General features: G+C 67.4%; 20 protein-coding genes and 2 tRNA genes. 4 read left to right on the top strand and 18 right to left on the bottom strand.

Annotated features, from left to right (window positions below):
• The coding region (locus tag ADE01S_RS24550; RefSeq protein WP_062684358.1) for a DEAD/DEAH box helicase at positions 1–1,353 on the bottom strand (1,353 nt) is incomplete at its 3' end.
• Between the two features lie 304 nt (positions 1,354–1,657).
• Here ADE01S_RS24550 and ADE01S_RS24545 point away from each other — a divergent pair.
• Entirely contained in the window at positions 1,658–3,130 is a 1,473-nt protein-coding gene (locus tag ADE01S_RS24545) for a YdgA family protein (protein WP_062684356.1), read from the top strand.
• Positions 3,131–3,199: 69 nt separating this feature from the next.
• Here ADE01S_RS24545 and ADE01S_RS24540 read toward each other — a convergent pair whose 3' ends face one another.
• The 8 genes from ADE01S_RS24540 to ADE01S_RS24505 all read right to left on the bottom strand — a co-directional run bounded on the left by ADE01S_RS24540 (position 3,200) and on the right by ADE01S_RS24505 (position 13,963).
• Positions 3,200–4,408 (bottom strand): metal-dependent hydrolase family protein, encoded by a 1,209-nt coding sequence (locus tag ADE01S_RS24540; RefSeq protein ID WP_062684355.1) that lies wholly within the window; start codon positions 4,406–4,408, stop codon positions 3,200–3,202.
• A gap of 25 nt (positions 4,409–4,433) precedes the next feature.
• A complete protein-coding gene (locus tag ADE01S_RS24535) occupies positions 4,434–6,164 on the bottom strand; it encodes an ABC transporter ATP-binding protein (protein ID WP_062684354.1) in 1,731 nt (576 codons plus the stop codon).
• Positions 6,165–6,171: 7 nt separating this feature from the next.
• Entirely contained in the window at positions 6,172–7,098 is a 927-nt protein-coding gene (locus ADE01S_RS24530; protein WP_062684353.1) for an ABC transporter permease, read from the bottom strand.
• A 9-nt stretch (positions 7,099–7,107) separates the two neighbouring features.
• The gene (locus ADE01S_RS24525; RefSeq protein WP_062684352.1) at positions 7,108–8,079 is read right to left on the bottom strand and encodes an ABC transporter permease; all 972 of its coding nucleotides are present in this window, start codon (positions 8,077–8,079) and stop codon (positions 7,108–7,110) included.
• 119 nt (positions 8,080–8,198) lie between these two features.
• Positions 8,199–9,806, bottom strand: a complete 1,608-nt coding sequence (locus ADE01S_RS24520) for an ABC transporter substrate-binding protein (RefSeq protein ID WP_062684351.1) — start codon at positions 9,804–9,806, stop codon at positions 8,199–8,201.
• Positions 9,807–10,173: 367 nt separating this feature from the next.
• Entirely contained in the window at positions 10,174–11,562 is a 1,389-nt protein-coding gene (locus tag ADE01S_RS24515) for a GTPase/DUF3482 domain-containing protein (protein ID WP_062684350.1), read from the bottom strand.
• Positions 11,555–12,994, bottom strand: a complete 1,440-nt coding sequence (locus ADE01S_RS24510; RefSeq protein ID WP_062684349.1) for a DUF2868 domain-containing protein — start codon at positions 12,992–12,994, stop codon at positions 11,555–11,557. Before ADE01S_RS24510 ends, ADE01S_RS24515 begins: the two co-directional genes overlap by 8 nt.
• Before the next feature lie 78 nt (positions 12,995–13,072).
• Entirely contained in the window at positions 13,073–13,963 is an 891-nt protein-coding gene (locus ADE01S_RS24505) for a helix-turn-helix domain-containing protein (protein WP_062684348.1), read from the bottom strand.
• Positions 13,964–14,127: 164 nt separating this feature from the next.
• Here ADE01S_RS24505 and ADE01S_RS24500 point away from each other — a divergent pair, with 164 nt between their 5' ends.
• Positions 14,128–15,027 (top strand): DMT family transporter, encoded by a 900-nt coding sequence (locus tag ADE01S_RS24500; RefSeq protein WP_062684347.1) that lies wholly within the window; start codon positions 14,128–14,130, stop codon positions 15,025–15,027.
• Here ADE01S_RS24500 and ADE01S_RS24495 read toward each other — a convergent pair.
• The 4 genes from ADE01S_RS24495 to ADE01S_RS24480 form a co-directional block, all read right to left on the bottom strand.
• Entirely contained in the window at positions 15,024–16,223 is a 1,200-nt protein-coding gene (locus ADE01S_RS24495) for an aminotransferase class V-fold PLP-dependent enzyme (protein WP_062684346.1), read from the bottom strand. The genes ADE01S_RS24500 and ADE01S_RS24495 overlap by 4 nt on opposite strands.
• A 22-nt stretch (positions 16,224–16,245) precedes the next feature.
• Positions 16,246–16,719 (bottom strand): RidA family protein, encoded by a 474-nt coding sequence (locus ADE01S_RS24490; RefSeq protein WP_062684345.1) that lies wholly within the window; start codon positions 16,717–16,719, stop codon positions 16,246–16,248.
• A 97-nt stretch (positions 16,720–16,816) separates the two neighbouring features.
• Positions 16,817–17,731 (bottom strand): transcriptional regulator GcvA, encoded by a 915-nt coding sequence (gcvA, locus tag ADE01S_RS24485; protein ID WP_062684344.1) that lies wholly within the window; start codon positions 17,729–17,731, stop codon positions 16,817–16,819.
• A gap of 116 nt (positions 17,732–17,847) precedes the next feature.
• A tRNA-Asn gene (locus ADE01S_RS24480) sits at positions 17,848–17,923 on the bottom strand.
• Positions 17,924–18,093: 170 nt separating this feature from the next.
• Here ADE01S_RS24480 and ADE01S_RS24475 point away from each other — a divergent pair.
• Both ADE01S_RS24475 and ADE01S_RS24470 read left to right on the top strand, forming a co-directional pair.
• Positions 18,094–19,350, top strand: coding sequence for a M24 family metallopeptidase (locus tag ADE01S_RS24475; protein WP_062684343.1), 1,257 nt, complete (start codon positions 18,094–18,096; stop codon positions 19,348–19,350).
• 26 nt (positions 19,351–19,376) lie between these two features.
• Positions 19,377–20,033, top strand: a complete 657-nt coding sequence (locus ADE01S_RS24470) for a CerR family C-terminal domain-containing protein (RefSeq protein WP_062684342.1) — start codon at positions 19,377–19,379, stop codon at positions 20,031–20,033.
• A gap of 58 nt (positions 20,034–20,091) precedes the next feature.
• On the opposite strand, the gene ADE01S_RS31370 is transcribed toward ADE01S_RS24470, so the two are convergent.
• The 5 genes from ADE01S_RS31370 to ADE01S_RS24450 all read right to left on the bottom strand — a co-directional run bounded on the left by ADE01S_RS31370 (position 20,092) and on the right by ADE01S_RS24450 (position 22,870).
• Positions 20,092–20,298 (bottom strand): sulfatase, encoded by a 207-nt coding sequence (locus ADE01S_RS31370; protein ID WP_075873375.1) that lies wholly within the window; start codon positions 20,296–20,298, stop codon positions 20,092–20,094.
• Positions 20,299–20,573: 275 nt separating this feature from the next.
• Positions 20,574–20,649, bottom strand: a tRNA-Thr gene (locus ADE01S_RS24465).
• A gap of 144 nt (positions 20,650–20,793) precedes the next feature.
• Positions 20,794–21,240 carry a ClpXP protease specificity-enhancing factor gene (locus ADE01S_RS24460; RefSeq protein WP_062684341.1) on the bottom strand — a complete coding sequence of 149 codons (447 nt, stop codon included), beginning with the start codon at positions 21,238–21,240 and terminating at the stop codon, positions 20,794–20,796.
• A 13-nt stretch (positions 21,241–21,253) separates the two neighbouring features.
• On the bottom strand, positions 21,254–21,865 hold the full coding sequence (locus ADE01S_RS24455) for a glutathione S-transferase N-terminal domain-containing protein (protein ID WP_006388039.1): 612 nt from the start codon (positions 21,863–21,865) through the stop codon (positions 21,254–21,256).
• A 153-nt stretch (positions 21,866–22,018) separates the two neighbouring features.
• Positions 22,019–22,870: a cytochrome c1 gene (locus ADE01S_RS24450; RefSeq protein ID WP_062684340.1), complete on the bottom strand. Its 852-nt coding sequence runs from the start codon at positions 22,868–22,870 to the stop codon at positions 22,019–22,021.
• Between the last annotated feature and the right edge of the window lie 3 nt (positions 22,871–22,873).

The following is a 22,873-nucleotide window of genomic DNA, read 5'->3' as shown; positions in this document are numbered from 1 at the left end:
GCGGCCTTCGCCGCCGGCGCGAGCCGGCGCGGGGGCGCGGCCGCCTGCCGCGGCGCGGGGCTGGCCCTGGCCTTGCGCCGGCCGCGAACGGCCGCCGTTGCCATTGCCGTTGCCGCCACGGCCGCCATTGCGGCCGCCGCCGCCGCGCGGGCTGCGGTTGTCTTCGTCGCGTTCCTGGCGGTCGTAGGACGCGGCGGTCGTGGCCGGCGGCGTCCAGCCTTCCACCGCCCTGCGCTCGATGGGCTTCTTGATCAGGCGCTCGATGTCCTTGAGCAGCTTGATTTCGCTGTTGTCGACCAGCGAGATCGCGGCGCCGGTGGCGCCGGCGCGGCCGGTGCGGCCGATGCGGTGCACGTAGTCTTCAGGCACGTTGGGCAGTTCGAAATTGACCACCTGCGGCAACTGATCGATATCCAGGCCGCGGGCGGCGATGTCGGTCGCCACCAGCACCGTCACGGTGTTGTCCTTGAAGCCGGCCAGCGCGCGGGTGCGGGCCGATTGGCTCTTGTTGCCGTGGATGGCGGCGGCGGTCAGGCCGTCCTTGACCAGCTTTTCGGCCAAGCGGTTGGCGCCGTGCTTGGTGCGCGTGAAGACCAGCACCTGGTGCCAGCCGCTTTCGCGGATGATGTGGCTGATCAGGTCGCGCTTGTGGTGCTGTTCCACCAGGTGCACGGTTTGCGTGACCAGCTCGGTGGCGGTGTTGCGCGGGGTGACCGACACTTCGCCCGGGTTGTTCAGCACGCCGCGCGCCAGGGTGCGGATCTCGTCGGAGAACGTGGCCGAGAACAGCAGGTTCTGGCGTTGCTTGGGCAGCAGCGCGAGGATCTTGCGGATGTCGCGGATGAAGCCCATGTCCAGCATGCGGTCGGCTTCGTCCAGCACCAGGATCTCGACGCCGGAAAGGTCGACGGTCTTCTGGCCGCAGTGGTCCAGCAGGCGGCCGGGCGTGGCGACCAGGATGTCGAGCGGCTTGCGCAGCGCGGAAATCTGGGGGTTGATATTGACGCCGCCGAACATCACCATGGACGTCAGCGGGGTGTACTTGCCGTAGGTTTGCACCGATTCCTCGACCTGCGCGGTCAGTTCACGCGTCGGGGTCAGGATCAGGCAGCGCGGGCGGCCCGGCTTTCTCAGCTCGGGCTTCTTCTGCATCAGCAGGTGCAGGATGGGCAGCGTGAAACCCGCGGTTTTGCCCGTGCCGGTCTGGGCGGCGGCGAGCAGGTCGCCGCCTTTCAGGACCTGGGGAATGGCCTGGGCCTGAATGGGGGTGGGCGCGGTGTAGCCGGTCTCGGTGATGGCGCGCAACAGGGAATCAGCCAGCCCGAGGTCGGCGAAAAGGGTAGAGGTAGTCAAGACAACTCCAACGGCAGCCCGTCGCTCAAGTTGAGAGACTCCAATCCAGGCGGACGAACAAGGAGAAAAGGGAAGCGCCCTGATGGGCGAAGCTTGGCAGCGAAGGGCCTAGCGGACGTGTGCAGATTGGCAAAACACACAGGGCGATTGTAGCCGATGTCGCGTTGCAGCACCGTCCGGCCTTCCCGGGGCGGGTATCACTAAGTAACAAATTGCAGCGCCTGTGCACGAAATAAGTGTTTTCCCTAGGCGGCACTCCCTATAATCCGTCCGCTTTCATCCATTTGAAGAATAAAGGATCGCTATGAAGAAGTCGGCAGTAGTGGGCGTGGTGGTCGCGCTGGGCGCGGTCTGGACCGGCACGGCCTGGTACACGGGCCAGAAGGCCGAAGCCTTCGTCAAGCAGTCGATCGATCAGGCCAATGCCGAGCTGCAGAAGTTCGGTGAGAAATGGGGTGTGACGCCCGTGGTCGAGCTGATGTCGTTCGAGCGCGGCGTGTTTTCGTCCACCGAGCGCTATCGCGTGAAGTTCACCGAGCCGGCCGCCGACGGGCAGCCCGCCAAGGAACACGCCATCCAGTTCATCGAGCACCTGGACCATGGCCCCTTCCCCCTGTCGAACCTGAAGTCCGGCTCCTTTGCGCCGGCCATGGTGGCCAGCCGCTTCCAGCTGGAAGAAACACCCGCCGTGAAGGAATGGTTCGGCGCGACCAAGGGCGCCACCCCGCTGTCGGGCGCGTACAGCGTCAGCTATGCCAAGAACGTGTCGGGCACGTTCGACATGGCCCCGGTCGAGTTCGCCAAGGGCGATACCAGCCTGACCTTCTCGGGCATGAAGGGCGACGTCACCTACGCCACCGGCACCAAGCACGGCACGGTCGCGCTGCAGGCCGACAGCCTGGTGATGGCCGGTCCCTCCGAGGAAAGCGACATCGTGCGCATGGCCATGCAGGGCCTGACCCTGACCAGCGACATGACGCCGGCCAAGAACGAGATGTACGTGGGCAGCCAGAAGCTGGCGCTCAAGAACTGGACGATCACGTCCAAGGAAAAGCCGCCGGTCCAGCTGAAGGACACCGTCATCGCCGTCGACATGACGGAAGCCGACACCACCATGGGCGCCAAGATGGCCGTGGACTTCGGGATGATCAACGTCCAGGACAAGGACATGGCCGGCCTGAAGCTGGCGGTCGACGTGAAGAGCCTGGACGCGAAGGCGTTCAAGGCCCTGAACGACGTCTACGAGGCCGCTTCGCGCCGCATGCTGCAGAGCAAGGGCGAAGAGCAGGCCCCGCAGTTCACGGATGAAGAGAAGCAGGTGCTCAAGACCAACGTCGAACTGCTGCTGGCCGGCAACCCGACGCTGTCGGTGTCGCCGCTGGAAGTGCGCACCGCCAACGGCACCTCGACCTTCAACCTGGACCTGGACCTGACCAAGCCGGCTTCGATGGACGGTGAATTCGCCGATACGGCGCTGGAAGTCATTCGCCGGCTGAACGCCAAGCTCGTGCTGTCCAAGGGCAACCTGGGCGACCTGATGGCCATCGAACCGCAAATGCGCGGCGTGGCGGCCGAACAGGCCGCGCAGACCGCCAAGGGCCAGGCCGAAATGGTGGGCACCATGGCGACGGCGATGGGCCTGGCCAAGGTCGAGAACGGCAACATCGTGACGTACCTGAACTACGCCGACGGCCAAGTGGACTTCAACGGCAAGAAGATGCCGGTCGAACAGTTCATGATGATGGTCATGAGCGGCGTCATGGGCGGCGCGCGCTAAGCGCGAGACCCGTGGCGGTATCGAAGGCCGCCGCGCCCCCGGGCGCGGCGGCCTTTTCTTTTGCCCGCGTCAGGCGGGCAAGGCGCCCGCGGCCAGCTCGCCCTGCCGCAGCACGGCGACGTGGAAGCGCTTGTCGGCTGCTTTCAGGATGTCCTGCGTGGGATCGCCCTGGACCAGCAGCAGGTCCGCCATGTTGCCGTCCGCGATGACGCCGCGGTCGTCCAGTCCCATCAGGTCGTGCCCGCGCGACGTGCCGGCGATGAGCGCGTCCACGGGCGTCATGCCGAATTCCACCATGTAGGCCAGTTCCATGGCGTTCTCGCCATGCAGGTTGAACGGCGTGCCGGCGTCCGTGCCCATGGCGATGCGCCCGCCCGCCTTGTAATACATCTGGAACGACTCGCGGTGGCGCTGTTCCACGGCGCGCGCCTTTTCGACCGCGTAGGCGGGGATGCCGTTGTCGGCATTGGCGATGATGTTGCGCACCGCCGCGATGGTGGGCACCAGATAGGTCTGCGCGTCGAGCATTTCGCGCAGGCAGTCGTCGTCCATGAAGATGCCGTGCTCGATCGAATCGATGCCGGCGCGCACCGCGTTCAGGATGCCCTGCGTGCCCTGGGCGTGGCTGGCGGTGCTCTTGCGGAAGCGCTTGGCCTCGTGCACGCCCGCCTTCATTTCGTCGAAGCTGTAGTGCGCGTCCATGGGGCTGACGCCCGGCGTCATCACTCCGCCCGTGGCCATGATCTTCACCAGGTCGCAGCCGGCGTGGACCTGCTCGCGCACTGCCTTGATGACGTCTTCGCAGCCGTCGGCCACGCGGCCGATGCGGTTACCGTGGCCGCCCGTCATGCAGATGATGCGGCCGGACGCCCGGATCGTGGGGCCGGGGAACACGCCGCGCGCGATGGCGTCGCGCACGCCGAATTCCAGGTAATCCTTGCCGCCGCAGTCGCGCACGGCGGTGACGCCGCCGCGCAGGCTGGCCTGGGCGTTCTCCAGCGCGGTCAGCGTGATCTGCGCCGGGCCCTGCTTGCTCAGGTGCGCGTTGGGATCGGCGCCGCCGGTATAGACCAGGTGGACGTGGCAGTCGGCCAGGCTGGGCATCAGGGTCATGCCCGCGGTGCGCACCGTGGCGCCGGCGTAGCCGGAGAACTCGCCGGCCGGCGCCACGCGCGCTACGCGCTGGCCTTCGACCAGCACGCCGTGGTTGGGCAGCAGGCCGCCCTTGCCGTCGAAAACCTGGCCGCCGATGAAGAGGGTCTGCGGTGTCGCCGTCATGTCTTGCTCCGGGTGGCGCCTGGCCTTAGCCCTCCACCACGTCCAGTCCTTCGCGGGACATGGATTGCAGGCGGGGCATGAGGCCAAGCAGGTGTTGGCTGTAGGGATGCTGGGGGCGTTCGAAGAGGTCTTCCGTTTCGGCGACTTCCAGCAATTCGCCGTAGCGCATCACGCCCACGCGGTCGCACATCTGGCGGATCACGGGCAGGTCGTGGCTGATGAACAGCATGGTCAGGCCCAGCTCTTCTTGCAGGTCCTTCAGCAGGTTCAGGATCTGCGCCTGGATGGAAACGTCCAGCGCCGACGTGGGCTCGTCGCAGATCAGGAAGCGGGGGCGCGTGGCCAGGGCGCGCGCGATGCAGATGCGCTGGCGCTGCCCGCCCGAGAACTCGTGCGGGAAGCGTTCGGCGGCGCGGTCGCCCAGGCCGACCACGTCCAGCAGGTCCGCCACGATGCGGCGCGCTTCGGCCTCGCTTGCCGCCAGCTTGTGGAAGCGGATGGGCTCGGCCACGATGTCCAGCACGCGCATGCGCGGGTTGAGCGAGGAGAACGGATCCTGGAAGATCATCTGGATCTGCCGCCGGAACGGGTTCAGCTGCTTTTCGCCCTTGAGGGCGGTGAGGTCGATGCCGCCGAAGTTCACCGAGCCTTCGCTGGGCGTATAGAGGCCGGAGATCAGCCGCGCCACGGTGGACTTGCCGGACCCCGACTCGCCCACCAGGCCGAAGACCTCGCCTTCGCCGATCGAGAAGTTGACGCGCTTGACCGCGTCCAGCGTGCGCTGGTTGCGCTTGAGCAGCGCGCTTTTCAGCACGAAGCGCATGCTCAGGTCGTTCACCTGCACCAGCGGGCCGCCGGTGCGCGCGCCGAAGTCGCGCCGCTGGCCCAGCCAGTGGGTGGCGAGATCCAGCGGCTGCGCGGGCGTCTTCACGTCCTCGATGTAGGTGACGAGCGGGAAGCGCTTGAGCTTGATGTCGGGGCGCGGCACGGCCGAGATCAGGCTGCGCGTGTACGGATGGTCGGGGTCGCCCAGGATTTTCGCGGTGGGCCCCTGCTCGACCAGCTTGCCGTGATACAGCACCGCCACGCGGTCCGTCACGTCCGCGATCACGCCCATGTCGTGCGTGATGATGATCATGCCCACCTGTTCTTCGCGGCACAGCTTTTTCAGCAGTTCCAGGATCTGCGCCTGGATCGATACGTCCAGGGCGGTGGTGGGTTCGTCGGCGATGATGACTTCGGGTTCGCAGCACAGCGCCAGCGCGATCACCACGCGCTGCCGCATGCCGCCGGAGAACTGGTGCGGGTACTGCTTGACGCGCAGCTCGGGCTTGTCGATGCCGACCTGCACCAGCAACTGGATCGCGCGCTTCCTGGCTTCGTCGTGCGACAGGTTCAGGTGCACCTGCATGGTCTCGACCAACTGGCTTTCCACGGTCTGCAGCGGGTCCAGCGAGGTCAGCGGATCCTGGAAAATCATGCCGATCCGGCGGCCGCGGACCTTGCGCTTCTGGGCCGGGCTCAGCGTGTCGATGCGTTCGCCGTTCAGCAGCACGGCGCCGCCGGCCAGGCGCCCGGGCGCTTCCAGCAGGCCGATCACGGCGTTGCCGATGGTGGACTTGCCCGCGCCGGATTCCCCGACCACGCCCAGGATCTCGCCTTTCTCCAGGCTCAGCGATACGCCGTCCACCGCCACCCGCGTGCCACGGCGGCTGGGGAATTCGATGCGGATGTCTTCGATGTTCAACAGGGCCATGGCATCCTCAGCGCAGCTTGGGGTTGAGCGCGTCGCGCAGCCAGTCGCCCAGCAGGTTGACCGACAGCACCAGCGCCACCAGCGCGATGCCGGGGAAGATGGAGATCCACCACATGCCGGAGAAGAGATAGCTGTTGCCGATGCGGATCAGCGTTCCCAGCGACGGCGCGGTGGGCGGAACGCCCACGCCCAGGAAAGAGAGCGTGGCTTCGGTGATGATCGCGATCGCCAGGTGGATGGTGGCGATGACCAGCACCGGGCCCATCACGTTGGGCAGGATGTGCCGGCGCAGGATGGTGATGGGGCCGATGCCGATGAGGCGGGCCGCCTGCACGTATTCCTTGTTGCGCTCGACCAGCGTGGAGCCGCGCACGGTGCGCGCGTACTGCACCCATCCGGAGATGCCGATGGCGAAGATCAGGACGTACAGCGCGAGCTGGTCATGCATGTCGCGCGGCAGCAGGCCGCGGGCCACGCCGTCGATCAGCAGCGCCACCAGGATCGCCGGAAACGACAGCTGCACGTCGGCGATGCGCATGATGAAGCTGTCCACGCGGCCGCCGGCGTAGCCGCTGATGAGGCCGAGGGTCACGCCCAGCACCATCGAGAACAGCACGGAGGCGAAGCCCACCAGCAGGGACACGCGCGACCCGTACAGCACGGCCGACAGGATGTCGCGGCCCTGGTCGTCGGTGCCCAGCAGGAAGTCGGGGCTGCCGCCTTCTTCCCAGGCGGGAGGCGTGTTGGCGTCCATGATGCTCAGGGAGGCCAGGTCAAAGGGGTTGTGCGGCGCGACCACGGGCGCGAACAGCGCGCCCAGCAGGATGGCCAGCGTGACGATCGCGGCGACGATGGCGCCGGGCGAACGCTTGAAGCTGTGCCAGAGGTCGCTGTCGGCGGCGCGGGCAAACATTGGAGCGATGCGAGCAATCATGTGGGTTCCTTATTTGCTCTGCACGCGCAGACGCGGGTCCACGGCGAAATACAGCAGGTCGACGATCAGATTGATGACCACGAACATGAAGGCGATCAGCACCAGGTAGGCCGCCATCACGGGGATGTCCACCATGCTGATGGCCTGGATGAACAAGAGGCCCATGCCAGGCCACTGGAATACGGTTTCCGTGATGATGGCGAAGGCGATGATGGAACCGAGCTGCAGCCCGGTGATCGTGATCACGGGCACCATCGTGTTCTTCAGGGCGTGGCGGAAATTGATCAGGCGTTCCGGCAGGCCGCGGGCGCGCGCGAACTTGATGAAGTCGGCGCGCAGCACTTCCAGCATCTCGGCGCGCACCAGGCGCATGATCAGCGTCATCTGGAACAGCGCCAGCGTGATGGCCGGCATGATCAGCGCCAGCCATCCCGACTTGGTCAGGAAGCCGGTGGTCCACCAACCCAGGCTGACCACGTCGCCGCGCCCGAAGCTGGGCAGCCATCGCAGTTGCACGCCGAACACCAGGATCAGCAGGATGCCGATCAGGAACGTGGGCAGCGAGATCCCGGCCAGCGAGATCGCCATAAACGCCTTGGACAGCACGCCGTGCCGCTTGAGCGCGGTGTAGATGCCCATCGGTATGCCGAGAGCCAGCGCCATCACGGCGGAAACGAAGGACAGCTCCAGCGTGGCGGGCATGCGTTCTTCGAGCAGTTCGCTGACGGGGCGGCGCTGGCGGTACGAAATACCGAAGTCGCCCTGCGCCGCGTTGGAGACGAAGCGCGCGAACTGCACGACGAAGGGATCGTCCAGGCCGAGTTCGCCGCGCAACTGCGCGCGCTGTTCAGGGGTGGTGTCCTGGCCGACCATGCTGGCTACCGGGTCGCCGACATAGCGGAACATGGAGAACGCGATCAGCGCCACCGTCAACATCACCAGCACCGACTGGATAAGCCGTTGCGCAATAAAGGAAAGCATTATCGGGAGCCCTCGTTTGCAGATGACGCCGGGCCGCGTTTCCGTTGAAAACGGGAAGCGGGGCTGGGCCGGGCGCGCCCGGATGGCGGTTGCCATCCGGGGCTCACATCGTCAGCGGTTTACGGCAGTACGACGTCGCGCAGGTCGAGCACGTCGTCGGCGCGCTGGATGACCTGGATGTTGTCCTTCACGCCCCAGGACATGGGCTGCTGGTGCAGCGGCAGGTAGCCGAAGTCGCTGCGCACGATGCCGAAGGCTTCCTTGATCATCGCGTTGCGCTTGGCCTGGTCGGTTTCGACGCCGATCTTGTCGGTGAGCTCGTCGACCTTCTTGTTGCAGTAGCCGCCCAGGTTGAACTGCCCGGCCGCCGTCTTGGCGTTGCGGCACGAGGTGAGGTTCAGCAGCGTGTTGTGCGCGTCGGTGGAGCTGGGCGTCCAGCCCAGCATGTACATGCTGGTCTGGTTGCCGGCCTGCAGCAGGATCTTGCCGAAGTACTTCGACTTGGTCTGCGCCAGCAGGTTGATCTTGATGCCTACGCGCGCCAGCATGCCGGCCACCGCCTGGCAGACCTTTTCGTCATTGACGTAGCGGTCGTTCGGGCAGTCCATGGTGACGGTGAAGCCCTTCGGGTAGCCGGCCTCGGCCAACAGCTTCTTGGCGCGTTCCGGATCCGGCTTGTAGGGCGCTCCGAAGGAGTCGTCATAGCCGTTGATGGCGGTGGCGATGAGCGAACCCAGCGGCTTGGCCGCGCCGCGCATGATCTTCTCGTTGATGGCCTTGGTGTCGACCGCCAGGACCACGGCTTCGCGCACCTTCGGGTCCTTGAAGGGGTTCTTGCCCTTCACGTCCGAGAACAGCAGTTCGTCGCGGTCCTGGTCCATGCCGATGAAGATGGCGCGGGCTTCGGGCGCGGTCAGCGGCTTCACGCCCTTGGCGTCTTCGAGGCGCTTCCAGTCCTGGACGGGAACGGGCTGCACCAGGTCCATTTCGCCGGAGATCAGCGCGGCCACGCGGGTGGCTTCCTGCGTGATCGGCTGGAAGATGACCTCGTCCACGTTGGTCTTGATGTTCTTGTTCCAGTAGCCGTCGTAGCGCTTGAGCACCGTCTTCACGTCGGGCTGGCGCGAGGCCAGCATGAAGGGGCCGGTGCCGTTGGCGTTGAGGTTGGCGTAGTTGCCCTGGTTGTCGCCCTTGACGTTGGTGGCCTCGGTGGTCTTGTTCTTCTCGGACCACGACTTGCTCATGATGTACAGGAACACCCATTCGCGCGGCAGGATGGGGTTGGGCGTGGGCGTGATGACTTCGATGGTGTAGTCGTCCACCTTCTTGATGTCGGAGGCCTTGGCGCCATAGCCCTTCATGTCGGAGCCCGGGGTCAGGCTGCGCTTCCAGGAGAAGATGACGTCGTCCGCCGTGAACGGCGAGCCGTCATGGAACTTCACGCCCTTGCGCAGCTTGAACACCCATTTCGTGGGCTCGGGGTTCTCCCAGCTTTCGGCGAGCAGCGGGGTCAGCTTCAGATTGCCGTCGTAGCCCGCCAGCGTTTCGTAGATGTTGCCCTGGAAGCCCAGCGTGAACGTTTCGTTCAGGGCCATCGGGTCCATGGACGTGGCGTCGCCCTGGTACGACCAATGGAATGTCTTGGCGGCGGCGCCGGCGCTGAACGCCAGCGATGCCGCGACGGCCGCTGCGAGCGCCGCTTGCTTCAGGTGGGGAAAGGTACGCATAGCCCTCATGCTCCGTGTAGTGCGCGGGTAGCGCGACAGAAGTGATAGGCCCCCAAGCCCCATCCGGGGGCCGGGGGCATGGCGTTGCTGCTTACGACGAAAGGCGGATCGGGGTCGAGCGGGATGCGGCGCGAGCCGCGCGCGGGCCGGTGACGGCGCTGCCGGGAATCACTGCGTAGGACTTCGAATTCACGATCGACCCAACCCCTTGTGACCTTGTGATTATCATGACGGGGACGGACCCGCCGATGCAAAACGAATCTTATAGACGCATTCGTTTAAGCGTCAATCGGTTTGGATTGGGGTTAGTACGCGCTTGCCGGCGGGCTTGAATGGTGCGTTTGGCGGCGCTGGCGGGCGCCGCGGCTCATGCCGCGGGCAGCGGCTGTTCGGCAAGGGTTTTCGCCAATTCGCCGACGACGCGCTTGCGGCGGTCGCTGTCTTCGTAGTGCTCGCCGAGGGCCGACCATTCGGGCCGGCTGCGGGCTTCCTTCAGGGCCTCGGGCAAGGGGCCCTTGCGCCAGGCGTCGTCTTCGGGCTGGTCCAGTTTCAGCGGTTCGCGCGCGGCGTGGCCGCGGCGCTCCAGCGCTTCGATCAATTGCCGCTGGCGCAGCGCCAGCAATCGCAGCACGGCATCGTCGACGCTGATCTCGCGCCAGCCGCGCAGTTTGCCCGCGACGCGCTTGCCGAGCTTCTCCACGCCTTGCCACAGGCCGCCGGCGGCGGCGCCGATCAGCATGCCGGTGCCCAGGCTCAGGCCGGCGCTGAACAGGTCCACCGCCGCGCCGGCCATCGCGCCGGCCGCGGCTCCCATTCCGACCTGCACGCCCATGTCCTTCAACGCCTGAGGATGGAACAGGTCCATGCCCCAACGTTCGCCTTGCAGCGGCAGTTCATCGCCGGCGTAGTCCGAACGGCGGAAGTTGTAGAGCGCCAGCAGGGCCTCGACGCAGGCCTGTTCGCGTTGGCGCACCTGCTCGCGCAGCCGGTTGGCGGCGGCGGCGAGCGCCGTGTCGTCGCTGGCGCTGGACAGGTGCAGCGCGGCCGCGTCGACCAGCAGGTCGGCCAGCATTTCGTAGGCCGCGGCGCGGCGCGCGCGGCGTTGGGCCGCGAGGCTGTCGGACAGCTGCGCCAGCGCGGTGGCGTGGCGGTCCAGCAGCACGCCGAGCTTGGCGTAGAGCTGTTGCTCGCCGTCCAGCGGCGGCGCGACGGTATCGAATTCCACCACCGCGTGCAGCCCCAGCCGCGCCATGGCGCCGCGCCATTCGTCGGCGCGGTGCGCGGGCGCGTTGACGAAATTCAGCACCGGCAGCAAGGGGCGTCCGCAGGCGGCCAGGATCGCGAGCTCGTCGCGGTGCTTGCCCAGCACGGGATCGCGCGCGTCGATGACGTAGAGCGCCGCGTCGCAGTCGAGCATCTTGGCCAGCACCCGCGCTTCCTGTTCGTAGCGGCCGTGGGCTTCGGGCGTGTCCAGGAAGCGTCGGATGCGCGCGGGGCCGTCCAGGCGTTCGCCGGGACGATCCAGCCGCTCCAGGTATTCGAGCAGGGAGATGCTGTCTTCCATGCCCGGCGTATCGAACCATTCCAGCACCGCGCGTCCGTCCAGTCGCAGGCGCGCGCCTTCGACGTGGCGCGTGGTGCCGGGGCTGTCGGCCACTTCGCCGAAGCGGGTGTCGCGGGTCAGGGTGCGCAGCAGCGAGGTCTTGCCGGTGTTGGTGTGGCCGACCAGCGCGATCTTGATCAGGTTTTCAGCCATGGCCGGACTCCAGCCACGCGAACGCGGCGGCGGGCGCCTGCACGATGGCGTCGGCGGGCAGGCCCAAGGCCAGCAGGCGCTCGCGCCAGAGGGGCGCGCGGGTGGCGGCGTCGGCGCCCGCGCGCGGCGCGATGAGCCAGACGCGCGTCTGCGCGGCGTGGGCCGCGAGTTCGGCGATCAGGGACAGCGTGCCGCGATCGGGCGTCTGGCGCGCATCGCAGGCGATCAGCAGGCGGGTGGCGGCCTCGCGGGCCAGCGCGTCCAGCACGCGGTTGCGTTCCTCGCGCGTGTCCAGATTGCCGGCCTGCTGCGCGCCCTCGGGCACGTCCGGCGGCGGCCAGGGCAGGTCCGGCGGCAGCTCCAGCCCGAGCACCACGGGCTGGCCGCCCAGGCCGGCCTGGCTCGCCGGGCGCACGCGCGGTTCGTGCAGGGGATCCACGGGGCGATCGATGCCGGTGGACAGGGCGGGCGGCTCCAGCCGGTCGCGCAGGGAAGAAAAACCGGGCAGCGCCGGATCGACGCGCAGGAGGCGCAGCGCGCGCAGCGTGCCGGCCGCGCACAGGATGCCGGCCAGCAGGCGCGGCAGGATGCCGTAGACGACCAGCACGCCGATCAGCCAGATCGACCATTGCACCTGCGCGTCGGCGGACAGGGCCTGCGTGCCGTCGCTGGCGCGGACCATGGCCGCGTCCGGCAGCGGGAAACCCAGCTGGGCGGGCAGCCAGCCGATGGCGCGGGTGAGCGATACGAAGGTGTCGGGGGCCAGCAAGGTGGTGGCCCAGATGAATCGGTAGCTGGCGGTGGACAGCACGGCCAGCAAGGTGGCCAGCGCGACGCAGAGCGCGGTCAGCCACAGAAGGTGGCTGATGGCGCCGAACAGGCCGCGCAGCGCGCCGGCGCGCGCCAGCAGGTTCAGGAACGCCTGGGGAACGAGCGCGCCGTCGGGGCCGCGGGCCAGCTTGCGCGTCGCCCAGAGCCAGATCCGTCCCAGCCCGGTGGCGGCCGGGGCCCGGAGCAGGAAGCTGCCCAGCCACAGCAGGAACGTCAGGGCATGCAGGCCCAGCAAGGCCCCCAGGGCCCACAGGACGTTGACCGATCGCGAGCCGTCGCCCAGCGCGCCCAGGGCGGCGGCCGCGCCGGAGACCGCGGCCAGCAGGAACAACGCGGCCAGGATGGCCAGCGCGCTGCGGCGCCAGGCGTCGACCAGGGGCGCCAGTTGCTCGCGCCGCGCCAGCAGCGCGGCACGGGCCAGGATGCGCGCGGGGAGGCCGCCGTCGAGCAGGCGTGCCTGCCGCACCGCGTCCGCGTCTTCCAGCGGCCCCCAGTGCGCCTCGCGCAGGCGGACGAGCTCGGCCAGCCAGTGCGCGCGCAAGCGGCTCGGATCGGCGGAGTCGGCCAGGGGGGGAACGTCGCGAGGGGTCGGGGACGGCATCGCGTGGGGCAGAAGCGTGGACAGGCCCTACGGGCGGTGCGCCATTGTAGACCGGCGGGTCTGGAAACAGGGTCGGAGCTAGTGCGTGCCGCGGGCGCCGCGATACTGGCCGGGCGTGACGCCGACGGCATCGCGGAAGACGCGCGCCAGGTGGCTGGCGTTGCCGAAGCCGCAGGCCTGGGCGATGCCGGCCAGGTCGCCCTTGCCGGCGGCCAGGAGTTCGCGGGCGCGGGCCAGGCGCCGGGCGCGGACCCAGGCATGCGGCGGTTCGCCGAAAGACGTGTGGAACATGCGGGCGAAGTGGTAGGTGGAAAGCGCCGCCACGCCCGCCAGCCGGTCCAGCGTGAGCGGCTCGGCCAGGTGCGCGTCCACGTAGTCCATGACGCGTCGGCGCACGCCGGGGGCGAGCCCGCCGCGGGACGGCGCGCCCGTCTTGCGCGAGACGCCCTGGTTCAGCAGGTGGTGCAGCACGGTCTCGGCCGCGCTGCTGGCGGCCAGCCGGTCCGCGGGCTGCGTCCAGTCGGTGCCGAGCAGCCGCCGGCACACGTCGATCAGCGAGTCGTCCTGGATGTAGGTGCGGTCGCGCAACTCCAGCGTGCGGGGCTCGCAATCCAGCCTCATCACGGCCTCGCGGGCCAGGCGCTCCGGCGCGATGTAGAGGTGCAGGAAATGCACCGTGTCGTTCATGCTCCAGCGCGAATGGTGCTCGGCCGGCAGCACGCAGAACTTGCCGGCGCCGCCGTGCAGCGAATCCTGGCCCACGCGGAAGGATTTGTCGCCGCCATGCAGATAGAGCGACAGCGTGTGATGGCCGGGCGTTTCATAGCCCAGCGTTTCGCGGGCGCTGCGCGACCATTGCGAGATCGCGACGCCTTCGCCCAGGGGCGAGGCGCGCACCAGCGTCGCGGTGGAGCGCGACAGCGTGCGGAAAACGGAGAAATCGGCCGGAGCCGAAGCGACGAGAGCCATAGGATTGAAATGCTACTGCGATCCTCGCGCGCGTGGCGCGCGCGCGAGCAAAAACCGCAAGAAACGGCAATCGCCGGCGCGCGTCGGGGCGCACACTGGTGGCCGGGCGGTTCCTGCGCTGCCGGTTTCTCTGTCCCTGTTTCCGCCTCGTCGGGCGCCCTACCGTGAACCTCTTCCTCTATCTCCTCACCGTCATCATCTGGGGCACGACCTGGCTGGCCATCAAGCTCCAGCTGGGCGTGGTCGCCATTCCGGTGTCGATCTTCTACCGCTTCGCGCTGGCCAGCCTGGTCCTGTTCGCCGCCCTGCTGCTGACCCGCAAGCTGCAACGGCTGGATCGCCGCGGGCATTGGCTGTGCGTGGGCCAGGGCCTGTGCCTGTTCTGCCTGAACTTCCTGTGCTTTTACACCGCGACGCAATGGATCCCCAGCGGCCTGGTCTCGGTGGTGTTCTCGGCTGCCACCTTGTGGAATGCGCTGAACGCCCGGCTGTGGTTCGGCACGCGCATCGCGCCCCGCGTGATGGTGGCCGGGGCCTTCGGCTTTTCCGGGCTGGTGCTGCTGTTCTGGCCGGAACTGGCCAGCCAGGAGGCCAGCCACGAAACCCTGCTCGGGCTGGGGTTCGCGCTCCTGGGGACCTTCTGTTTTTCCACCGGCAACATGCTGTCGTCCCTGCAGCAGCGCGCGGGCATCCGACCCCTGACGGGCAATGCCTACAGCATGCTCTACGGCGCGGCCATCCTGCTGGCGGGTTGCGTGGCCGCGGGCCTGCCTTTCGAGTTCGACGGTTCGGCTACCTACGTGGGAGCCCTGGTCTATCTGGCCGTTCCCGGCTCGGTGATCGGGTTCACCGCCTACCTGACGCTGGTCGGGCGCATGGGGCCGGCGCGGGCGGCTTACTGCACGGTGCTGTTTCCGGTCGTGGCGCTGAGCGTGTCCACGTACGCCGAGGGCTACCAGTGGACGCCGGCGGGCATGGCGGGCCTGGGCCTGGTGATGCTGGGCAACCTGCTCGTTTTCACGAAGTGGTCGCCCTTTTCGCGCCGCGCCGAGGTTGCCGGCTAACTGCGCGCCAGCCCGCGCAGCCCTTCCAGCAGCCGGTCGATTTCCGCGTCGCTGGTCAGGTAGCTGACCGACGCCCGCGCGATCTGCGTCAGGCCGCGGGCTTGCATGTCCAGCGGGGTGTAGGGCACGCCGTTGCTGCCGATGGTCACGCCCTGCGCGGCCATGGCACGCTGCACCGACACGGCATCGCGGCCCGCCAGATTGAACGCCACCAGGCCCGAGCGTTCGCGGCCCTGGTCCAGCACGGTGATGCCCGGGATGGCCGCCAGCGCCGCGCGCAGGGCCTGGGCGACGGTATCGATGCGCGCGCGGATGGCGTCCACGCCGATGTCCAGGGCTTCCTGCAGGGCGTTGGCCAGGCCGCAGCGCAGCGCGAGCGAGTTTTCGGCGGACTCCAGGCGCGCGGCGTCCTCGCGGAGAACGGGCTGTCCGTCCGCGCCCGGCGGCGCCGAATGCGTGTCCACGATGGGCGGGACCAGCGTGTCGAGAAAGCCGCGGCGCACGTACAGCAGGCCGGTGCCGCGCGGGCCGCGCAAGGCCTTGCGTCCGGCGCCGCTCAGCACGTCGCAGCCGATCCGGGCCACGTCCACCGGCAACTGGCCCACGGCTTGCGCCGCGTCGACGAAATACGCGATGCCGTGCCGCCGCGCCACCTCGCCTATGGCGGCGGCGGGATTGATCAGGCCGCCGTTGGCGGGCAGCCAGGTCAGCGCGATGAGGCGAACCCGTTCGTCCAGCATGGCTTCCAGCGCCTGCGCATCCACGCAGCCGCTGTCGTCGGAAGGTATGGCTTCCACCGTGGCGCCGGCGCGCTGCGCCGCGAGCCGCATGGCCGCGAGGTTTCCGCCCCATTCGTGCCGGCCGACCAGGATGCGGTCGCCGGCCCGCCAGGGCGGCAGCGCGGCGAAGGCGGCGCCCCAGCCGGGCGAATTGCCGCCCGTCAGCGCGATCTCGCCGGGATCCGCATTGAGCAGGCGGGCCGCCAGGAGGCGGGCCCGTTCCGTTTGCTCGCGCGAGGCCATGCCGGCCTCCATCGGCCCCAGCGTGGCTTCGCGCCACAGGTGCGCATGGATGGCCTGCAGCGTGGCGGTCGACGGCAGCGAAGCGCCCGCATGGTTGAAATGGACGGTGCTTTGGGCGCCCGGCGTCAGGTCGCGCAGCGCTTCGATGGCGGCGGGAGTCAACGGGGCGGACATGGCGGCTCCGGAATGGGTGGGATCAGGCCTGGGTGAGCGCGACGACGGCTTCGACCTCCACGGCCACGCCTTGCGGCAGGGAGGCCACGCCGACGGCGCTGCGCGCATGGCGGCCCGCGTCGCCGAAGACCTCCACCATCAGGTCGGAGGCGCCGTTGGCGACGGCGCTCTGGCGGTTGAAGTCGGGCGTGCTGGCCACGAACACGCCCAGGCGCACCACGCGCGCCACGCGATCCAGCCGGTCGCCGGTGGCGGCGGCGATCTGCGCCAGCACGCCCAGCGCGGACAGACGCGCCGCTTCCACGCCATCGGCGTCGGAGACCTGGTCGCCGAGCCGGCCGAGGAAAGCCGCCTTGCCGTCCTTGCGCGAGATCTGGCCGGAGATATAGAGCAGATTGCCTTCCTGCACGCTGGACACGTAGTTGGCGGCGGGGGCGGAGGCGGCTTCCAGGGCCAGGCCGAGTTCGGCCACGCGGCCGGAGATAGAGCGGGTCATGAGGAACTCCTGTATCGGGATCGAAAGGGCAGTCCTCATGCTATCGGCCGCGGCGCGCCGTGACCAATCAATTCTTGCGCAGTACGCATGAGTAAAACTAATGAGTGCCGTCCGGCGCCGCGGCCGCCTGCTCCAGCCAGGATTGGAACCGTTGCGCGGCGTCGCCCGCCGCGGCGCGCGGCGTCACGAACCACCAGCCGATGCGCGGCGCTTCCAGCGTGCTGCCCGGCAGCGCCTCCACCAGCGCGCCGCTGGCCAGCTGGGGCTCGATCAGGCGGTGCCGCCCCATCGCCAGCCCCTGCCCCGCCAAGGCGGCTTCCACCACGATGTTGTAGTCGTGCAGGCGCACGGGCTGCGCGCGGCCCAGGTCCAGGCCGTAGTGCCGGGCCCAGGCGTCCCATTCGAACGGATGCCTGGCGTGGGACGTCAGCAGCGGATAGCGCAGCAGGTCGTCGGTATTGCGCGGGCGTTTCCTGCCCGCGATGAGCGCGGGGGCGCAGACCACCGAGAGGCGCTCGGTCATGATCAGCCGCGCGCGCACGCCGGGCCAGGAGCCGCGTCCGTAGCGGATGGCGACGTCGACCTCGCCGCCGGCGACGTCGGCCAGCGCGATGTCGGGCAGCAATTGCAGCTCGATGTCCGGATGGGCCGCCGCGAAGCCCGCCAGCCGCGGCGCCAGCCAGCGCGTGGCGAACGATGCCAGCAAGCCGACCCGCAGCTTGCTGCGCGCCGCGGCGGGCGCGCGGATCTCGTCGGTGCCCTGGCGCAGCAATTCGAACGCGGCATGCACGCGCGCGTAATAGGCCTGGCCCGCGGGCGTCAGGGCCACGGCGCGGGTGCGCCGTTCGAACAGCGCCACGCCGAGCTCCGCCTCCAGCCGCTGGATATGGTGGCTGACGGCGCTTTGCGTCACGAACAGTTCCTGGGCCGCCTGCGAAAAGCTCAGCCGCCGCGCGGCCGCTTCAAAGGCGCGCAGGGAGACCAGGGCGGGCAGGGATCGCGTGGAACGCATGGGGCTGGCGGCATGTGGTGGGGAATGCGCATCATGGTACTGCGCAGCGGCCGGAAGGCCGTCCCGGAATGCAAAAGGCCCGCAACACGTTGCGGGCCCTTCAGTACTGCATTCTTTGGCTCCCCGAGCTGGGCTCGAACCAGCGACCTGCGGATTAACAGTCCGTCGCTCTACCGACTGAGCTATCGGGGAACAGGTAGAGGGGCCGAATTATGCACAAATTTCGCGAAGATTGCAAAACGGTCGGGGACGGAATGCCGGGGGGCACCGCCAGGCCGGCTCAGCGGCGGTTTCCGAACGTTGATTTGATTTAATTCATTCAAATGAATTAAATTAGAGGCCAATCCACTCCGGAGCTACGCATGACCCAAGTTCCCCCTCCCTTGTCATTGTCCGAGCGCGACCGGCGCTGGCAATTGGCCCGCCAACTCATGCGGGAAGAAAATCTCGATGCGTTGGTGGTCTATGGCGACCGGGAGGCTGCCGCGCCGGCCGCCTTCGCCCAGGACTGCTACTTCACCAACGACCGGCCGGGCTCGCTGGTGGTCTTCCGGGGCGACGACGCGCCGTTGGTCTTCACGTTTGCGTCCATGATGGTGGCCGATCACATGCAGGCGGCCTTGCGCGGCGATCTGCAATGGCTGGCGCCCGAGCAGCTCCGCGTGGGCAAGACGGGCCGCGACGTGGGCGCCTACCTTGCCAGTCGCGGGGAGCCCATGAAGCGCGTGGGCATCATTGGACTGGAGCCCTACCCGCCATTCTATTTCGACGGCGCCTTGCCCTGCCGGACGATGGAGGGATTGACGGCAGCGCTGCCGGAGGCCGAATTCGTGCCGGTGTACCGCCGCTTCTTCGCGCTGGCCTCGGTCAAGAGCGAAGAGGAACTGGCCCTGATCCGCTATGCCGCGTATATCGGCGAGGCGATGAGCGAAACGCTGCGGCGCAGCGCCCGCCCGGGCGTGTCCGAGGCCGAACTGGTTGCCGCCGTGACCGCCACCTGCTTTTCCATGGGCGGCTACACCGCCGAGATCCTCCTGGGCTCGGGGCCTGAGTACGTGGGCTGGGGGCCGCCGGCCTGGCAATACCGCTCTCAGCGGCCGCGCATCCTGCAGGATGGCGATATCGTGTTGTCCGAGATATTCGCGCTCTACGGCATGATGGAGACGCAGCATCAGGCCGCGGTGGCCGTGGGAGACGTGCATCCCGACATCCTGCGGGCGGCGGACGTGGCGCGGGCCTGCTACGAGCGCGGTGTGCAGGCCTTGTATGCCGGCAACACCTTCGGCGCCGTGGTGGACACGATGGAACAGCCGCTGCTGGAGGCCGGGGGCTGGCACGTGCACCCGTTGATACACAGCATCAATCCCTACGGTCCGGTGGGCTTCGGCACCGCGCCCGGCATAGAATCACTGCCTGAGGCCGGCCGCTATACACAATTGCGGCGCCTGCCCACGGTGGCGCGGGAACTCGAACTGCAGGCGGGCATGTGCTTCGCATTCGAACCGAATTGCGCGTTTGGGCGGCATGTGGCCAACATCGGCGGCACTGTCCTCGTGGGCGATACCGCTGGCGTGGAACTGAACCAGAACTCGACGAGATTGATGCAGGCTAGGTGGTAGCCCACGGCGCCCGGCCCCGGAACACGATGAAGCAAGCCACAGATGGACAGGCGGAACGCGCCCGCGAGACCCGCGACAAGCTGATCGAGGCGGGCCTGTCGCTGTTCAGCCGCCATGGGCTGGAAGGCGTCCGCACCCGGCAACTGGCGGAGGCGGCGGGGGTGAACCAGTCGGCCATCCCCTATCATTTCGGCGGCAAGGACGGCGTGTATGCCGCCGTCGTCCGGCATGTGGCTCACAGCATTGTCGAACGCGTGGGGCTGGGGGCCGCGTCGCGGCCGCCCTCCACGGCTGCGGGGGCGGCGCAGGCGCTGAAAGCGCTGATGCGGAATTTCACCCTGGTACTGTTGGAGGAAACCGACGGCGCCGCAGGCCGCAGCCTGCTGCTGGCGCGCGAGCAGCTTCATCCCACGCCGATCTACGAAGAGCTCTACGCCCAGCTGTTCCAGCCGCTGCATACGGCGATCTCGGGCCTGGTCGCTGCCCTGCGTAGTGGGACGGCCGAGGATCCGGGAAACGTCCTGCGTGCTCACGCTCTCCTGGGTCAGGCGATCGCTTTCGCGGTGGCGCGGGAAGCGCTGCTGCGCCGCCTGGGAGCGCCTGCGCTCTCCGGGCAGGCAGCCAGCGACATCGCGGACATGGTGGGAGAGATGTCGGTGGCCGCGGCACAGGCCGGCCGCTAGAGCCGGCTCCATTAGGCGCAAAAAAAAGGAAGTCCGCCGACTACTTCCTCTTGTCGGCTCAAGCCGGGGCCATTTTCTTGAATGGCGACGGTGGACCGGCTTCTTCAAGCGCGCCTTGCCTGATGCCTGCACTGCCACTCGTGATTGCGCGCATCCCGAATTCCGTAAGCGTCAGTTCGCGGACTTTGATCACTGCACCCGGCTTCGAAATGAGCTTGTACTCTTTGACGAAAGTCTCAGACGGCTTCTTGGTGACAGTGTTCATATCAATACCTCTTCGTGACAAAGTCGCTAATGGCCTTGGTGCCAGCACCAACAATTTCCACAACATCGGCGCGTTCAAATCGAGCCAAGAGTGGGACGATTGTAGGCGAACGTTACACTGGAGGAATCAGGCCTTGCTGCCGGGAAGCGGCAAATCAGACGGAGGGCCAGGCCGAGGCCGAGTATCTCCCATCCATTCGGGCTGCCGCGGCTGTACAACAATAAAAAACCCGCATCGCCTTGGCTGATGCGGGTTTTTGATCGTCTGCTTCGAATTGGTGCCGGTGAAAGGAATCGAACCCTCGACCTTCTCATTACAAGTGAGCTGCTCTACCAACTGAGCTACACCGGCGATGCGTGCCGGGGCACGCGCAGGGTCTGCATTGTAATGAAAAACAAGACCCCACGCCGCGCCTTCGGCTCGCTGCTTCCCGAGGGGCGTTTTTCATGCCGAAGCTTCTCGGCGATGAAAAATACGGCCCCGGGAAGGCAGGCTTTATTTGACGATGGTCAGGCGCGGACGCTTGGGTTCGTCGTCGTCTCCGCCGTCGTCGCTGGGCGCGGTGGCGTCGGAGCCTTCGGGCGCGGCGGTGGCCGCCGTGCCCTGGGCGCCGGCGGCCGGCGGTTCGTAGGGCTGCACTTCGAAGCCCATGCCCGCGCCGGTTTCGCGCGCGTAGATGGCGCTGACGGCCCCCACGGGAACGTAGACGTTCTCGGTCACGCCGCTGAAGCGGGCCTGGAATTCGATGAACTCATTGCCCAGCACCAGGCGGTTGGTGGCCAGCGTTCCCACGTTCAGGGTGATCTGTCCGTCACGCACGTGGGCGACGGGCACCATGGTGTGCTCGTCGACCTGCACGGTGATGTACGGCGTGTAGCCGTTGTCGGTGCACCATTCATGCAGCGCGCGGATCAGATACGGTTTGGTCGAAGTTTCACCCATCACGCAACCAGCCTCAACGACGCATCACTTTTTCCGAAGGCGTCAGCGCTTCGATATAGGCCGGACGCGAGAAGATGCGTTCGGCGTACTTTTGCAGCGGAGCCGCGTTCTTGGGCAGTTCGATGCCGTAGTGGTCCAGGCGCCACAGCAGCGGGGCCACGGCCACGTCCAGCATGGAGAATTCCTCGCCCAGCATGTACTTGTTCTTCAGCAGCATGGGGGCCAACTGGGCCAGGCGGTCGCGGATGTTCTGGCGCGCGTTGGCCAGCTTCTTTTCGTCGGGCTTGGCGCTGCGGTCTTCGAGCGTCGAGACGTGGACGAACAGTTCCTTCTCGAAGTTGTAGAGGAACAGGCGGGTGCGGGCGCGCATGACCGGGTCGGCGGGCATGAGCTGCGGGTGCGGGAAGCGCTCGTCGATGTACTCGTTGATGATGTTCGACTCGTACAGGACCAGGTCGCGTTCGACCAGAATGGGCACTTGACCGTACGGGTTCATCACCGAGATGTCTTCGGGCTTGTTGTACAGGTCGATGTCGCGGATCTCGAAATCCATGCCTTTTTCGAACAACACGAAACGGCAGCGTTGCGAAAACGGACACGTGGTTCCGGAATAGAGCACCATCATGGCGGTAAGTCCTTTATGAAAAACGAAAGGCCAGCGCCTTAATCTAGCAGGCGCTGGCCCCAATTGCCAGGCGGGATAGGCGTACGGCCCTATCCGCCGATTCCGTCCCCATTTGCAGCCGGGGACGGCGGAAAACCTGGCGGGGCGTTGCGGTTAGCGCACGTGTTTCCAGTACGAGGCATTCAGGCGCCAAGTAACCAGGAAGAACAGCAGCAGGAACAACATGACGCCGACACCGAGACGAACGCGGAACGTCTGGACGGGCTCGGCCATCCAGGACATGAACGCGGTCAGATCGGCGATGTCGTTGTCGTATGTTGCGACTTGGGCCGGGTTGGCGGCCTTGAATTTGGCATCGAAGGTGGCATGGCCCTGGTAGTTGGCTACCGGTTCGGCCTTGACCGTGGAAAAACCCTGTGCATCGTACACCGTGGTGACGCGTTCCCAGGTTTTGGGGGCGCCTTCCTTGCCTTCGACTTCGTGCATGGCGACGGTCGTGAGCTCGCGCGGACCCTGGACTTCCCAGAGGGCGTGGGGCATGCCCACGGCCGGGAAGACCAGGTTGTTCCAGCCCGTGGCGCGCGACGTGTCGCGGTAGAAGGTGCGCAGGTAGGTGTAGATGTAGTCGGCACCCGAGGGGCCGGCGTTCACGGATTTGGCGCGCGCGATCACGGACAAGTCCGGGGGCGTCGTGCCGAACCATTGCTTGGCGTCCTTGGCGGTCATGGCGACATTCATCATGTCGCCCACCTTTTCGCCGGTGAACAGCAGGTTTTCCTTGATTTGCTGGTCGGTCAGCCCGATGTCCTTGAGCTTGTTGTAGCGCATCGAGGACGCGCTATGGCAGTTCAGGCAGTAGTTGACGAACAGCTTGGCTCCGTTCTGCAGCGACGACATGTCGTTGACGCGGTACGGAGCCTTGTCCAGCGGGTAGCCGCCTCCGGCGGCGAGAGTGGCGGTACACGTGAGCATCAAGGCCACGGCACCAATCAGCTTCTTGATCATGGT

Source organism: Achromobacter denitrificans NBRC 15125 (genome assembly GCF_001571365.1).
In the GTDB taxonomy this organism is placed as follows: Bacteria; Pseudomonadota; Gammaproteobacteria; order Burkholderiales; family Burkholderiaceae_B; genus Achromobacter; species Achromobacter denitrificans.
The sequence above is the reverse complement of the archived record's forward strand: the minus strand, read 5'-3'. Positions and strand labels throughout refer to the sequence as shown.